12 protein-coding genes are annotated in these 13,994 nt (G+C 70.9%); 5 read left to right on the top strand and 7 right to left on the bottom strand.

The features are described 5' to 3' along the window. Genes mads4 through mads2 form a run of 3 tightly spaced genes read right to left on the bottom strand, consistent with a single transcriptional unit; the run spans position 1 to position 3,979 of the window. Positions 1-609 (bottom strand): methylation-associated defense system protein MAD4, encoded by a 609-nt coding sequence (mads4, locus tag ACZ6Q9_RS11055; RefSeq protein WP_396828854.1) that lies wholly within the window; start codon positions 607-609, stop codon positions 1-3. Then, positions 606-1,904 carry a methylation-associated defense system AAA family ATPase MAD3 gene (gene mads3, locus ACZ6Q9_RS11050; protein ID WP_396828856.1) on the bottom strand — a complete coding sequence of 433 codons (1,299 nt, stop codon included), beginning with the start codon at positions 1,902-1,904 and terminating at the stop codon, positions 606-608. Before mads3 ends, mads4 begins: the two co-directional genes overlap by 4 nt. Continuing rightward, entirely contained in the window at positions 1,901-3,979 is a 2,079-nt protein-coding gene (gene mads2, locus ACZ6Q9_RS11045) for a methylation-associated defense system DNA methyltransferase MAD2 (protein ID WP_396828857.1), read from the bottom strand. The genes mads3 and mads2 overlap by 4 nt, the downstream gene beginning before the upstream one ends. 405 nt (positions 3,980-4,384) lie before the next feature. Between mads2 and ACZ6Q9_RS11040 the strand changes: the two genes are divergently transcribed. The 5 genes from ACZ6Q9_RS11040 to ACZ6Q9_RS11020 all read left to right on the top strand — a co-directional run bounded on the left by ACZ6Q9_RS11040 (position 4,385) and on the right by ACZ6Q9_RS11020 (position 10,243). Then, on the top strand, positions 4,385-4,603 hold the full coding sequence (locus ACZ6Q9_RS11040; RefSeq protein ID WP_396828859.1) for a hypothetical protein: 219 nt from the start codon (positions 4,385-4,387) through the stop codon (positions 4,601-4,603). Between the two features lie 104 nt (positions 4,604-4,707). Beyond that, positions 4,708-7,782, top strand: coding sequence for a DEAD/DEAH box helicase (locus tag ACZ6Q9_RS11035; RefSeq protein WP_396828861.1), 3,075 nt, complete (start codon positions 4,708-4,710; stop codon positions 7,780-7,782). Next, the gene (locus ACZ6Q9_RS11030; RefSeq protein WP_396828863.1) at positions 7,779-8,675 is read left to right on the top strand and encodes a phosphorothioated DNA-binding restriction endonuclease; all 897 of its coding nucleotides are present in this window, start codon (positions 7,779-7,781) and stop codon (positions 8,673-8,675) included. The genes ACZ6Q9_RS11035 and ACZ6Q9_RS11030 overlap by 4 nt, the downstream gene beginning before the upstream one ends. 43 nt (positions 8,676-8,718) lie before the next feature. After that, positions 8,719-9,387 (top strand): hypothetical protein, encoded by a 669-nt coding sequence (locus ACZ6Q9_RS11025; protein ID WP_396828864.1) that lies wholly within the window; start codon positions 8,719-8,721, stop codon positions 9,385-9,387. A 91-nt stretch (positions 9,388-9,478) separates the two neighbouring features. Beyond that, positions 9,479-10,243, top strand: a complete 765-nt coding sequence (locus ACZ6Q9_RS11020) for a hypothetical protein (protein ID WP_396828866.1) — start codon at positions 9,479-9,481, stop codon at positions 10,241-10,243. A 30-nt stretch (positions 10,244-10,273) separates the two neighbouring features. Here the strand turns inward: ACZ6Q9_RS11020 and ACZ6Q9_RS11015 are convergent, their stop codons facing one another. The 4 genes from ACZ6Q9_RS11015 to ACZ6Q9_RS11000 all read right to left on the bottom strand — a co-directional run bounded on the left by ACZ6Q9_RS11015 (position 10,274) and on the right by ACZ6Q9_RS11000 (position 13,989). Further along, entirely contained in the window at positions 10,274-11,455 is a 1,182-nt protein-coding gene (locus tag ACZ6Q9_RS11015) for an aminoglycoside phosphotransferase family protein (protein ID WP_396828867.1), read from the bottom strand. 100 nt (positions 11,456-11,555) lie between these two features. Continuing rightward, a complete protein-coding gene (locus ACZ6Q9_RS11010; RefSeq protein ID WP_393455893.1) occupies positions 11,556-12,233 on the bottom strand; it encodes an ankyrin repeat domain-containing protein in 678 nt (225 codons plus the stop codon). Beyond that, a complete protein-coding gene (locus ACZ6Q9_RS11005; RefSeq protein ID WP_357454977.1) occupies positions 12,230-12,862 on the bottom strand; it encodes a response regulator transcription factor in 633 nt (210 codons plus the stop codon). The genes ACZ6Q9_RS11010 and ACZ6Q9_RS11005 overlap by 4 nt, the downstream gene beginning before the upstream one ends. Continuing rightward, the gene (locus ACZ6Q9_RS11000) at positions 12,859-13,989 is read right to left on the bottom strand and encodes a sensor histidine kinase (RefSeq protein ID WP_393258967.1); all 1,131 of its coding nucleotides are present in this window, start codon (positions 13,987-13,989) and stop codon (positions 12,859-12,861) included. The genes ACZ6Q9_RS11005 and ACZ6Q9_RS11000 overlap by 4 nt, the downstream gene beginning before the upstream one ends. Positions 13,990-13,994: the final 5 nt, after the last annotated feature.

Genomic DNA, 13,994 nt, shown 5'->3' with positions numbered 1-13,994 from the left:
TTAAAACCATTCGCGTAGAGTGTCGCGAAGTTGACAGAAGGCGCGATCCTCGCAGTGCCGTACGGAGATCTTCTGGGCCAGGCGGCCGAAGGCGGCGTTGGATCGGTCGGCCCGGTGGTACCGGCGGAGGAACTCCAGCGCGGCCTTGGGGTCAGGTGGCTTGCTGGCACCGTCCGGCCAGTGGCCGCTGCGCCGTAGCACGTCCCGGAAGTCGGTGCCGCACTTGAATGCCTCGGCGACGTGTGGATTCTCCTGCCACACCCAGGCTTCCAGCTCCGGCTCGATGACGATCACCGCGGAGTGGGGCCAGGCGGCTTTCAATTTCGCCCCGATGTGCTCCCGGATCTGCTCGGGAGTGGGGCTCCCTTCCCAGGCTAGATCGAGCATGGCGACCGCGTGCCGGTGCGACCGTTCGTATGGTTGGAGCAGCTCAGCCGCTCGACCGTAGACGTCGGGGTCACGGAACGGCGCGACGATGAGGTCTTCTCGCGCATCGAAGCGGAAGGGGTTGCAACCGATACTGCGGTGGCACTGTGGCCGCCCGAGAAAGCCGCGCAGCATCTGATCCATGGCGGCGTCGGCGACGAGGAAGACGACGTCCCGCTTCATGCCAGCACCCCGGCGGCGAAGAGGCTGCCCACGTCCAACGACCCGCGCCAGTCGACCAAACGTGGATGCCGGTTGCCGCGTATCACGCTGACCCCGTCATTAGGGTTGAGGCGGGCGACGAGGACATCGGCGAGGTCGGTGTGGGCCAGGGCGATCGGTGAGTGGGTGGAGACCCATACCTGTGACTCGTAAAGCGAACTCAGTGACTGCATCACGGTCTCGATCGCGCGCGGGTGGATGCCGTTCTCAGGTTCCTCGGTGACGATCAACGCCGGCACCGCGTCGGCGGGCAGGTACGGCAGCAGGGTCAACGCCAGGACGCGCAGCGTGCCGTCGGAGAGCCCGGACGACGTGACCTCGTAACCACCGCTGTAGCGGACGGCGAAGTAGGCGTACCGGTCCTCTTCCCGCTCGACCGGGCGGATGCTCTCGACCTGCGGGAGCGCGGTCCGCACGTGGTCGATCCAGGAGGCGAAGCGTTCCGGGTCCGCGCGTTGCAGGTACAGCGCGAGCCATGGGGTGTTGCGGCCGGATGGCATCAGGCGTAGCGGATCGCCGGGCGGAGCAGGCCGGCGCAGCAAATCCCACTCCGGGTCGAAGAAGACGACACCCTCCCCTATCAACTGGGCGAGCCAGAGTGCGGCCGGAAAGAGACCCGGGTCGGGCAACACGGTGGCCAGGGCGAGCTGGGCGGGCGGCACCCGGATCTGCGGGAGCTCGGTTTCGCTCGCGGTGGTCTCGGCGGTCAACCGCGTGGTGCCCCGGCCCTCCCGGGCGATGACCGACTGCCAGTCGGGGTGCCGTAATTCGCCGTCGTGATCCCGGCCGGGTCGCCCCTGCCCCATCTCTCCTGGCACTGGGCGGTTGCCGTCGGCGGCGAATAGGAAGAGGTGCTCCTCGGCGACTTCCATGCCGTACCGCGAGACCTCCAAGCCCAGCTCGTAGCGTAGATGAGTGGGGGTGGGCCGGTCCAACCGCGCAAGGCTGGAGCCGGCCAGCACGGCGGTGACCTCCGGCGGGAGCTGAGCTTCGACGGCGAACGCGATGCGATCACCGGTGCCGTGGTGCAGCAGCTCGGTGGGGGTGCTGGCGCGGACCGACCTCCGCGAGTCGAGCCGTTGTAGGAAGGCGGTGGTGATACGCCGCTCGTGCAGCATGTCGCCGAGGAGCGGCAACAGGTCGAGCAGGGTGGTCTTGCCGGCACCGTTGGCGCCGGCCAGGACGTGGTAGCGGTCGAGGTCGACGCTGAGCGTCGAGAAACACCGATAGTTGTACGCCTCAATTCGCGTGATCATCGCGGCTTGCCCGGCTCGGGATGGTGGCGACGGAAGGCATGGTATGCCTCAGCGATCTTCGGCAGGTCGTTGTCGATGACCTTCTGTCGTCGCTGGATCACCCGGGTCTCGGTGCGGCCGTCGGGATTCAGCACCTCCTCGGTCTCGACGTACGTCGTGTAGATGATGTCGCCGTTCGGCTTTCGCTCGTAGACCTCGTTGCCGCGACGGTCGACGCCCACCTTCTCGGCTACTGCCATGAAGACCGGGTAATCCTGCTGCACCCCGAGAGTCTGGTCCATCCTTTCCTCCGCCGTTTTCTTCTTGAGGAAGAGCAGGGTGGTCAGGATGTTGACGTTCGCCTCGACAATAAACGTCTCGACCGGCAGCTCGACGCTGGCCAGCACCCAGCAGTTCGCCAGGATCCACCGCCGGATCGCCTCGTCCGCCGGGCCGGGATTCGACAGGATGCCATTCGGGAGGACGATACCGATCCGCCCCCCGGGCTTGACCCACTCGACGGCGCGTTGAATGAAGAGCTGCTCGGGGGCCATCGGCGGAGCCGCATCCCGGTCTGCGGCGTTGAGCTGGCCCGTCTCCTTGTTGCGGGACCACGACTTCGCCACCCCGTCGCGGTAGTGGTTCAGGACGTCACCATCGACGATTTTGATATCGGTGCCGAAGGGCGGGTTGGTCATCAACACGTCGATGCTGTTGAGCGGGATGCGGCTGCGTGCCTCGGCGAGCCCATCCAGATGCCCGACCGGGAAGGCGAGCGAGTCCATGTGGTAGATGTTGCCCGGTCCGCCGGTGAGCAGCATGACATTGAGGTTGGTGGCGCGCACCAGGGACGGGTCGAAGTCCGCCCCGAAGAGGTGTTTCTCGGCGTAGCCGCGGAGCCGGCTGCGATAGGCGGCGAGCTGCTGAGGCGTCTTGGACCGGTTGGCGGTGTCCTCGGCCACCTGCCAACTGACCAGCCGGTGGCGAAGCGTCTCCCGGAGGAATCCGCCCGTCCCGCAGGCCGGGTCGAAGACCGTCTCGTCCGCCTGCGGATCGAGGATGTCGACCATCAACTGCACCGCTCCCCGGGGGGTGAAGTACTGCCCCCGATCACCACGCAGATTGGTGCCGACCAGCTCCTGATAAGCGAGCCCCTTGACGTCGATCTCGGTGTCGTCGAGGTCGTAGGCCCCGAGCTCACTGACGATGAAGGCGAGCGCCCGGTCGGAGAGAGTGATCTCGTCCCGTGCAGTGAAGTCGGGGTATTCCTGTTTTACCTCGGCGAACAGGTCGAGCACCCGCCGTCGGATCCTTCGCCGGCCCTCGTCGTCGTAAGGCTCCTCGGGCAGGGCGTAGAACCGGCGGGCGTTCGGATCACCCTTGCTCACCTGTTCGTCGTGGACCTTGGCGAAGAGAAGGTAGAGGAACTGCCAGAAGGCGGCGTCCTTTGACATGCCCTCGTTGCCGTGAATGTAGTTGTGGCAGCGACGGAAGGCAGTCTTGAGCATGCCCGCTTCGCCTCGACGCAACTTAGCAGCCGAGATCAGGCTATTGGGGCCGGCGAGACTTTCGTTGACCAGCGGCCAACTGGTCATAGGGTGGTAGGTGACCCCGAACCGTTCCTGCTTCTTGTGCAGAAAGAAGTAGTCGACTCCGTTGGCCCACATCCCATACTCGATCTGGAGTGCCAGATCGTAGCCCATCAGCACTTCCAGCTCTTCCAGGTCGCGCCGGGCCTGCTCATGAGTGCGGATCTTGGTGACCTTGCCGTTCTTCGGGCGCGGCTTGCAGATCACTACCCGCTGCACGTTGTCGGCGGTGTGCGCGGTGCCCGGCCGGAAGATCGCGATGTCCGCGCGGCGGATGCGCCGGCGGCCCTCCTCGGTCAGGGTCGGCACCGGAAAGTCACGGGCCATATCGGCCAGGGGGATCCGGTACTCCCGCCAGAGACCCCGGATGAGCTCCTGCCGGACCTTCTCCTTCTCGGTCTCCTTGACCGCGTCGCCGGTAATCAGGTCGATGATCACGTCCTCAGGCAGCTGGTCGTCGGCGATCGGGACCTGCTCGTCGCCGCTACCTACCGCTGCCTGACCCATGTATCGCTCCTCGCCGGTCGCATGCCACATCGGCCTCGCATCCTACGGCCAGCGACAGACATCCCCAGCAGTCGACGGCCCGCCGAGCGGCCGGAGCCGGGTCCGTCAGGAGGACATCACTCTCGCACCGTCAGCGCGGTAACGTGTCAACGAATCGGTCGCTGTCGAGTATCGCCAGGATCCGAGCGCGTTCGACGTTGCTGAGCCGGTTCGCCGGCACCAGCCGAGGCGTGGGTGCACACGTCACCGGCGGGCGAGAGCGTCGGCGGGTGGTGCTGCTAGCGAGCCCGGTCAGCTGGGCAGCCAGGGGCATCGACGTCTGTGCAGTCAGCAGTTGGGCGTGGGTGTCGGTCAGGGCTTCGGCGCTGGCTGCGCGGGCGCCTCCTGCCGGTCGGCCGGTTCCGGGTGCACAGCACCTCTCTGATCTCCGGGCTGCTGTTCATCGCGCTCGGCGCGCTGTTCCTTGCCTTCGACGGCACCGCCGGGCTCTCCGATGGCGTGGGCCTGACCGACGTCGAGGGCGCGGCACAGGAGTGGGTGACCGCTACCCTCGGCTCAGTGCCGGACGAGGCGGTGTTGCTGCTCGTCGCCGCTGCTGCGCCCACCGTCCTGCTCCGCCGTTGACGGCGGCGGGACCCGTCGAGGCACAGGACTGTGGAGCAAACTGTCGTGGATCTGACAGCAAATCCGCAGCAGCACTGCAGCGTGAGGGCAGCTACTTTGCCGGGGTGACGGATCTTGAGCGAGGCGTCTACGAGCACCTCATCACCCGTGAGCTGGCCGGCCGCCTCCGGCACGTCGACCCCGCCCTCGTCCAGCACCACAGGCTCGACCCCGCCGACGCCCCCGACGCTCTCGCCCGTCACATCGCCGCCCTGGCCCACCGCGCCCTGCACGCCCTCCCCGGCGGCGACGACAAGCTCCACCGCCAGATCGAGCTGGCCAACCGCATCGCCGCCGCCATCGCCGCCGAGAGCCCGCAGGCATCCACGGCGCAGGACCAGGTCACCGACGCCAGGCACCTCCTGCACGCCATCGCCGCCCCGCCCACCCCGCCCACGCAACCGGCCTTCCCGCAGCGCCCCACCACCCCACTCTCCACCGGCGCGCTGCTGGTCAACGGCCGCCACCAGCCGCGCATCGGCCACGAGGTCACGCACGAGATGGCCTCCGCCAACTCCGTCGACCTGCTCTGCGCGTTCATCAAGTGGTACGGCCTGCGCATTGTCGAGCCCGCCATCCGCGACCTGATCGCGCGGGGCGGCAAGCTGCGGGTCATCACCACGACCTACCTGGGCGCGACCGATCAGCGTGCGCTCGACCGGCTGGCCGAGCTGGGTGCCGAGATCAAGGTGTCCTACGAGACCAGGACCACCCGGCTGCACGCCAAGGCGTGGCTGTTCCGCCGGGGCAACGGCATGACGACCGCGTATGTCGGTTCGTCCAACCTGTCGAAGGCCGCGCTGGTCGACGGCGTGGAGTGGAACGTCCGGATATCCAACGTCGAGCAGCCGCACGTCATCGACACGTTCACCGCCACGTTCGAGGACTACTGGAACGATCCCGCGTTCGAGGACTACGACGCCAGCAGGGACGCCGACCGGCTCCGGCAGGCGCTCAGCGGCGAGCGCCCCGGCGAGGCACCGCTCCAGATCGCCAACCTGGACGTGCGGCCGTACCCCTACCAGGCGGAGATCCTGGCCGACCTGGACGCCGAGCGACACGTGCACGGGCGCTGGCGCAACCTCGTCGTCATGGCGACCGGCACCGGCAAGACGGTGGTCGCCGCCCTCGACTACCGCCGGCTACACCGGGCCGGCAAGGCGGATTCGCTGCTCTTCGTCGCTCACCAGGAGCAGATCCTGCGGCAGAGCCTGGCGACGTTCCGGCAGGTGATGGGCGACGGCAGCTTTGGCGAAATGCTCGTCGGGGGCAGGGAGCCGACCCACTGGCGGCACGTCTTCGCCTCCATCCAGTCGCTGCACCGGCGGGAGATCAACCCCGAGGCGTACGACATGGTCATCGTCGACGAGTTCCACCACGCGGAGGCACCGACGTACGCCCGACTGTTGGAGCGGCTTCGGCCGCGCGTACTGCTGGGGCTGACGGCGACCCCCGACCGGGCCGACGGCGGCGACGTGCGGCGGTGGTTCGACGGCCGCGCCGCCGTGGAGCTGCACCTGTGGGATGCCCTGGAGCGGCAGTTGCTGGCGCCGTTCCAGTATTTCGGGCTGCACGACGACGTCGACCTGTCGCAGCTTCGCTGGAAGCGCGGGCAGGGGTACGACCCGGCGGAGTTGGACGGCGTCTACACCGGCAACCACGCGCGGGCGCGGGCGGTGCTGCGGGCGGTACGCGACAAGGTCGACGTGGGCCGGATGCGGGCGCTCGGGTTCTGCGTGAGCATCGGGCACGCCCGGTTCATGGCGGATTGGTTCACGAAGCACGGCGTGCCGTCGGCGGCGGTGACCTCGCAGGTCGACACGCCCAGCCGGCACGCGCTGCTCGCCGAGTTTCGCAAGGGCGCGCTGCGGGTGCTCTTCACCGTGGACCTGTTCAACGAGGGCGTCGACCTGCCGATGGTCGACACGATCCTGATGCTGCGGCCCACCGAGAGCGCGACGATCTTCCTTCAGCAGCTCGGCCGTGGGCTGCGCCTGGACGACGACAAGCCCTGCCTGACGGTGCTCGACTTCATCGGCGGGCAGCACGCCAACTTCCGCTTCGACCTGCGCTGGCGGGCGCTGACCGGGGTGAGCCGGAAGTCCGTCTACGACGCGGTCGACCAGGACTTCCCGAGTTTGCCGAGCGGCTGCCACATCGAGCTGGACCGGGTGGCCAAGGAAATCGTGCTCGGCAACCTGCGCTCGGCGTTGCCGACCTCGAAGCGGGGCCTGGTGGCGGAGCTGCGGCTGCTGGGGGACGTCAGCCTGGGCGAGTTCCTGCGTGAGACCGGCGTGGAGATCGAGGACGTGTATCGCTCGGCGAGCGTCGGCGGGTGGACCGGCCTGCGTCGGCTCGTCGGGCTGGAAGCCTCGACGCCCGGGCCGGACGACCGCGAACTCGGCCGGGCCATCGGGCGGATGCTGCACATCGACGACCCGGACCGGCTGGACCTGCTGGCTCGGGTGGCGGCGGGCGAGCAGCCGGGCGATGGGCGGCTGTGGGACATGCTGCACTTCGACCTGTGGGGGCCGAACGCCCCGCTGACCTCTCGGGATGAGCGGCTGGCGCGGCTCCGGGCGGAGCCGGCCCGCTGCGCCGAACTGCGCCAGGTGGCCGAGGTGCTGCGCGACCGGATCCACCGGGTCACACCGGAGCCGCTGTCGGCGGCGGTGCCGCTGCGGGTGCACGCCCGGTACAGCCGCAACGAGGCATGCGCCGCCTTCGGCATGCCGAACCCGGGGTCGCTGCGGGAGGGCGTGAAGTGGCTGCCGGGCGCCCAGGCCGACCTCTTCTTCGTCACGTTGGTCAAGTCGGAGGCGCACTACTCCCCCACCACGATGTACGCCGACCGCGCCATCACCGACAGCCTGTTCCAGTGGGAGTCGCAGAGCACCACGTCGTCGGCCTCGGCGATCGGCCAGCGCTACATCCACCACGCCTCGCGCGGATCGACGGTGCACCTCTTCGTGCGGGAGACCCGGGTCGCCGATCGGGACCTGGGCGCGCCGGCCTACCTCTACGCCGGCCCGATGACCTACCAGGAGCACACCGGCGACCGTCCCATGCGGATCATCTGGCGGCTGCACCACCCGCTCCCCGCCGACATGTACGCCGCCGCGCGGGCGATCGCCGCATGAGCACCCGTCAGGAGGTGTTGGACCGGCTGACCTCGCTTCGGCTGCACCAGCAGCGCGGCCGGAGGGCACCGCACAAGCCGCTGTTGGTGCTGCTGGCGCTCGGGCAGCTCACGCACAGCGGGTCGAGCGAATTGCCGTGGTCAGCGGCGCAGGAACGGCTGAGTGACCTGATCGCCGAGTTCGGGCCGGCGTCGAAGACCGGGCGGGCGCAGAGTGCCGCGTACCCGTTCACCCGGCTCCGCAGCGACGGCGTGTGGACGCTGAACCGGGACGTACCGATGGATCTGGTCGGGCCGTTGGCGACGCACGACGTGGCGGGGCGTCTCGACGCTGCCACCGAGTCGGCGCTGCGCCGGGATCCCGAGCTGGTGCGGCGGGTCGCCCGCGCCCTGGTGGAGCAGCACTTTCCGCCCACCATCGCGCCCGACGTGTTGACTGCGGCGGGCCTGGACCCGGACGACGTCCTCCAGGCGCCGGGCGTCACGCCGATCCCCGGGCGGCGGCGGGACGCGGCGTGGCGGGTGGCGGTGCTCCAGGCGTGGGACCGGCAGTGCGCGTTCTGCGGGTACGACGGCCAGCTCGGCCACGCCTCGGTCGGCGTGGAGGCGGCGCACGTGCGCTGGTGGGCCTTCGACGGCCCGGACCGCCCCGACAACGGGCTGGCGCTCTGCGTGCTGCACCACAAGCTGTTCGACTTCGGCGCGCTGGGGCTCGACGCCGACCTGCGCATCGCGGTGTCGGCCGCCTTCACGGCTCGTACGCCGGCCGGCCGGTCGACCTATGACCTGCACGGCAGGATGCTGCGGCCGCGCCCCGGGACCCAGGTCCCCGCCGTCGAACACATCTCCTGGCACCGTCGTGAGGTGTTCAAGGGCGAGTCTCTCGCTGCCTAGTGACGTCCACTTACGGGCGCGTCGAGCGGCTACCGTGTACCGGATGATCACTCCCGCGCAGACGACGAGCCGGCTGAACAAGGACATCGGCGCCGTTGTGCGGCCGCTGGGCTTCCAGGGCACTCGCGGGACCTGGTCGGTCGTCACGACCGACGGCGTCGCGCAGGTCAATGTCGGACGGAGTGTGATGCGCAGCGTCGGCGGCGGCACGATCTTCGTCAGCGTGGGCATCGATGTGGTGCCGGTTGCCTGGTGGGAGTACGTGAACTGGCGCGCCGCCCGCTGGGGCCAGCCGCCGATCCCGTTGGACAAGGACGCCACGTCCTACCGGATCGGGTTCGTCGAGACCCGCCAACGCCCGGAGGGCAGCTACTACCACCTGCGCATGGACCCCGCCAGGTACCCGGCGACCGTGACGACGACCGAGGAGCTCGACCACGCCGCGGCGCTGCTGGTCGGTGCGGCCGACAAGCTCGCCCACACCGCGCTCGACCTGCTCCGGCCGGGCCGCTACCTCGAGGCGCTGCGCGGCATACGCGATCTCGGCGGCGCGATGTGGGAGCCGCTGGTGGTGCTGCTCGCCCAGGGCGGCCCGTCGGCCGAACTCGATGCCGCGATCGAGGACATGCGTGCCGACTACGCCAACTACGGCTTCGGCCCACCCGACATGGAGGTCGAGTACGCCCGCATGCGGGCCGCGGCGGCGGTGTGAACGGCAAGGTGCCCCTGGCTCCGCCATCGGCGGTCGCTTGAATCGCCCTGCAATGCTCTCCACGGCGGCCTGACGAGATCGAGGTATGGGCATGGAGCTGCGCAAGAGCCGGCGCTTGCTGGTGGCTGGCATTGTGTTCCTGGCGTTCGGCGTACTCGTGCTGCTGTGCGCAGCGGGCAGTTCGTCCCCTTCCATCGGCTCGTGGCTCTTCGGTGGGATCGTGGCGCTGATGGGTGGCGCGTTCGCCGTCAGCGAGCTCAAGCCGTTCAGGTTCCACATCGGGGCCGACGGGCTGACCCTGCGGCTGGCCGGGCTCGACCGGCTCGTGCCGTGGGCGGAGATCGACTCCATCATCCTCGACGAGCCGGTACCGACGCCCGGTGGCAAGAAGTCGACTTCCCCGTCGCTGTTGCTGGTGCCGGCCACCGGATCGACCATCGATCGCCCGCACACCAGCCGGAGCCCGCTCGATGGCCGAACTGCCCTCGTCCTCCTCGACCTCGATGACGTTCGGCAGTCGGCAGACGAGGTGGCAGCCGCCTTGGCCCGCTTCGGAGGTAGCCGTTTCACGGATGTCCGGAAACTACGCCGGGAGCGGTTCGACTCGCCCGACTTCACCATCGGCCTGCGCGGTTACGACCCGGCGCGGGTGGACGAGCTGATCCGGCGGGGGCAGGACGCGCTGATCTCGGGTCAGACGTCGCAGCGTTACGCGGCCAAGGCCGAGCTCGACAAGGCGCGCATCGCCCTGCCTTTTGCCACCCGCGGATACAGCTGCGCACAGGTCGACGCGCTGCTGGAGGAGCTTTCGGACACGCTGGCACGTTGGGGTGACGAGGGCGCCAAGCCTGACTGAGTGGTTGGGGCGTCCGACCGGACAGGCGCGTCACGCCGGAGCGGCCGCGCCCCCGAGCGCCTGCTTCAGGCAGGCGTCGACGTCCGTGGCGTGGTACACCCGCTCGCTGGCCTCGATCCCGTCGAGGAACATCGCGTACACGGCGGCCATCCGCAGCGCCGCGACCGGACGCAGCAGCTCGGCGGCCCGCTCCGGCTCGCACCCCGGCACGTCGGCCCGCCACCGCGCGCACCACTCCGCAACGACCGCCTGAGACGCAGCGGCGTCGAGCCCCTCCGCCAGCCGCAACACGTCGAACGCCGGGTGCCCCACGAACGCGTCGCCCCAGTCGATGACGACATGCCTGCCAGCACAGGCGCGCACGTTGCCGGGATGCAGGTCCCCGTGCACCAGCGTCTCCGGCAGCCCACACCGGGCCACCTCGTCCAGCCGCGCCTCCAGCCCGGCCAGCAGGGAATCCACCGACGAGATGTCGTGACCGGAAAGCCGGTCGCGGATCCAGCCAGCGAGCTGAGGGGCACGCAGGTCCGGCACGCCCGCCGCCACCAGCTCCGCCACGTCCAGAATTGACCGTACCTGCACCGGGTGGAAGTCAGCGGCCATCGCCAGCCGCTCCTCGATGGGCGCCCCGTAGCGGTCCTCGCCCGGCACGTGGTCGAGCAGCATCCGGCCGTCGCCGTCGTCGGCGAGCAGCGTCGACGTCCTCCCCGGCACGGCCCGACCGAGCCAACGCAGCACGGCGGCCTCGTGCCGGAAGAACACCGGCACCTGCTTCAGCCAGGCCGTCCCGCCCGGCCCGTCGAGCCGCCACACCGCCGACAGGTTCCAGGTGCGCTGCTGGGCGACGGCCTCCGCCGGCCGGCCGAGCAGCTCCAGCTCGGCCGTCGCCCAGGCGACGCTGCGGGCCGGGCCGCCGGGCTCGGCGTAGGGGGCGCGCAGCGGGTCCGCCGACAGGTCCACCTCCGCCGGGACGAGCGGCGTGGCGGGCGGGTCGCTCACCTGCCCGAGGTACGCCACCGCGCCGCCTGCCGCCCTCGGTCCGTCGCCGGTCAGCAGGCGCAGGACGGCCACCTCGACGCCGTACCGCCGGCGGGCCTCGGCCACGACGGGGGCGACGTCCTGCCACCAGGGCGACGGCACGTCGAACGGCGGCAGGGTGCCCAGCGGCGCGCCGGCCGCGTCGAGCAGGGCGAGGGTCACGGTGCGGGACACGTCGGCACGCTACCGCCGGCCGCCGAACCTCCGCGACCGCTTAAGCCGGCACCGTGGGGGCAGCCGACAAGCCCAGACGCCCGGTTGGGAGCACGCCGTCTCAGCGCGACAGGATGGCGACGATCTCGGCGTACCCGTGCTGGCGGGCGTGTTCCCGCGCGTCGACGCCGTCCCGGTCGGGCACGTCCACGCGTGCCCCGGCGCCCACCAGGATCTCCGCGATCTGCTGGTACGGCCGGCTGCCGTCGCCGAGGATCACGCACTCCAGCAGCGCGGTCCAGCCGAGGTTGTTGACGTGGTTGACGTCGATGCCGGTGCGGACCACCCGCCGGACGTAGTCGACGTGGCCGCGTTCGCTGGCCGGGATGACGGAGATGCCGCCGTAGCGGTTCACGATCGTCAGGTCGGGGTCGGCGGGCAGCAGCACCTCCAGCATCGCCACGCTGCCGGTCACCCCGGTCACCAGCCACGGGGTGTCGTGCTGGTCGTCGAGCGCGTCCGGGTCCGCTCCCGCCTCGACGAGGATCCGGGCGACCTCGACGTGGTCGTTCGCGGCGGCCAGCAGCAGCGGCGTACGCCGTCGGGCGTCGCGGGTCTCGATGTCGGCGCCGGCGGCCAGCGCGGCGCGTACCACCGTGGGGTCCCCGGCGTCGGCGGCGGTGAGCAGGTCCTGGTCGGCGGGGCGGGACATGGGTTCCTCCGGGGGTGGTGTCGGGGCGGGCCGGGCGCAGCCGGCGGCCGTGGCGAGGGTGAGGGCGAGCAGGGCGCGGCGCTTCACCGGCGGATCAGCTTCCGCTCGACGGCGGCGTGCACGGCCGCGGTCCGCGAGTCGACGCCGAGCTTGGCGTAGATGCGGACCAGGTGGGTCTTGACGGTGGCCTCGCTGATGAAGAGTTGACGGCTGATCTCCTTGTTGGCGAGGCCCCGGGCGAGCAGCGTGAGGATCTCCACCTCGCGGGCGCTGAGCGTGGGCTGCGGGCCGCGCATCCGGCCCATCAACCGGGCGGCGACCGGCGGCGACAGCACGGTCTGCCCGGCTGCGGCGGCGTGCACGGCGCGGAAGAGTTCGTCGGGCGGGCAGTCCTTGAGCAGGTAGCCGGTCGCGCCGGCCTCGACGGCGCGCATGATGTCCTCGTCGCTGTCGTACGTGGTCAGGATCAGCACGCGCGGCGGCTCCGGCAGGGCGAGCAGGTTGGCGGTGGCCGCCGCGCCGTCGACGCCGTCGCCGAGTTGCAGGTCCATCAGCACCACGTCGGGGCGCAGCGCGGCGGCCTGCCGGAGCGCCTCCCCGGCGGTGGCCGCCTCGGCGACCACGGTCATGTCGGGCCGGCCGCCGAGCAGCGCCCGCAGTCCGGCGCGGACCACCGGGTGGTCGTCGACCAGGATCAGCCGCAGCGGCGTGCTCATCGGGCCTCCCGCAGCGGCAGGCTGACCGCGATCGCGGTGCCCTCGCCGGGTGCGCTCTCGACGGCGACGGTGCCGCCGAGCTGCGTGATCCGCTCCCGGATACCGGTCAGCCCGAACCCGGTGACGGCGGCGGGGTCGAAGCCGGTTCCGTCGTCGTACACGTCGAGCGTCACCTCCTGGTCGCCGAAGGTCAGTGTCACGGCGGTCCGCCGCGCGCGGGCGTGCTGGCGCACGTTGGCCAGGGCGCCCTGGGCGACTCGCAGCAGGGCCACCTCGTCGTCGACGCCGAGCGGCGCGACGGTCCCCACGACGGCGAACCGGACCGGGATGCCGGTGTCGCGCTCGGTCGCCGCGCACAGCCGCCGCAGGGCGTCGGTCAGTGTGGCGCCGTCGAGCGCCGGGGAGGCCAGGCCGCGGACGAAGCGGCGGGCCTCGGCCAGGTTCTCCCGGGCGGTCGCCGCGGCCTGCCGCACGTGCGCGCGGGCCTGCGCGGGCCCGGTGTCCCACTCCTGGTCGGCCGCCTGGAGCAGCAGGTTCATGCTGGACAGGCCCTGGGCGAGGGTGTCGTGGATCTCCCGGGACAGCCGGGCCCGTTCCGCCAGCGCCCCGGCCTCGCGCTGGCTGCGGTCCAGCTCGTCCCGCGCGGCCAGGAGGTCGTCGAGCGCGCGCTGCCGGGCCCGGTTCTGCCGGTCGAGTTCGAGGAAGACGACGGTGGTGATGGCGGCGACGCCCACCGGGCCGAGCACCAGGCTGGGGTCGAGCCGGTCGGCCAGCCGGATCTGCGCGACGACGACCGCGCCGGTCAGCAGCCCGACCAGCGGCCAGACCGCGCGGCGCGGGAGCTGGCGCAGGCCGACGAAGAACAGCGGGATCGCCACCAGGGCGAAGCTCGGCGCGGCGAGCACCAGCGCGAGGAAGGCGACGAGCACCGCCGCGAAGCGCGCGCCGGGCGCGCGCCGCCCCAGCTCGTTGATCGCGTACGCGGCCAGCAGCACCCCGGCCAGCGCCAGCACCGCGCCGGTGTCGGCGCCCCAGCCGTGGCGTACGCCGTAGCGGGAGGCGGCGGCGGCGAGCAGGAGCAGGAACCCCCACCGCATCGCCGGGCGCAGCCGGTCCTGCCGTCCCACCGCCC

It is taken from the genome of Micromonospora sp. NPDC049139, assembly GCF_055586845.1.
Note: the sequence above shows the minus strand (reverse complement) of the source record. Positions and strands in the feature narration are given on the sequence as shown.

Bases quoted from the DNA above. Each gene is read 5' to 3' on its own strand.
- mads4 (WP_396828854.1), bottom strand. From the start codon at position 609: ATGAAGCGGGACGTCGTCTTCCTCGTCGCCGACGCCGCCATGGATCAG.
- mads3 (WP_396828856.1), bottom strand. From the start codon at position 1,904: ATGATCACGCGAATTGAGGCGTACAACTATCGGTGTTTCTCGACGCTC.
- mads2 (WP_396828857.1), bottom strand. From the start codon at position 3,979: ATGGGTCAGGCAGCGGTAGGTAGCGGCGACGAGCAGGTCCCGATCGCC.
- ACZ6Q9_RS11030 (WP_396828863.1), top strand. From the start codon at position 7,779: ATGAGCACCCGTCAGGAGGTGTTGGACCGGCTGACCTCGCTTCGGCTG.
- ACZ6Q9_RS11025 (WP_396828864.1), top strand. From the start codon at position 8,719: ATGATCACTCCCGCGCAGACGACGAGCCGGCTGAACAAGGACATCGGC.
- ACZ6Q9_RS11020 (WP_396828866.1), top strand. From the start codon at position 9,479: ATGGAGCTGCGCAAGAGCCGGCGCTTGCTGGTGGCTGGCATTGTGTTC.
- ACZ6Q9_RS11005 (WP_357454977.1), bottom strand. From the start codon at position 12,862: ATGAGCACGCCGCTGCGGCTGATCCTGGTCGACGACCACCCGGTGGTC.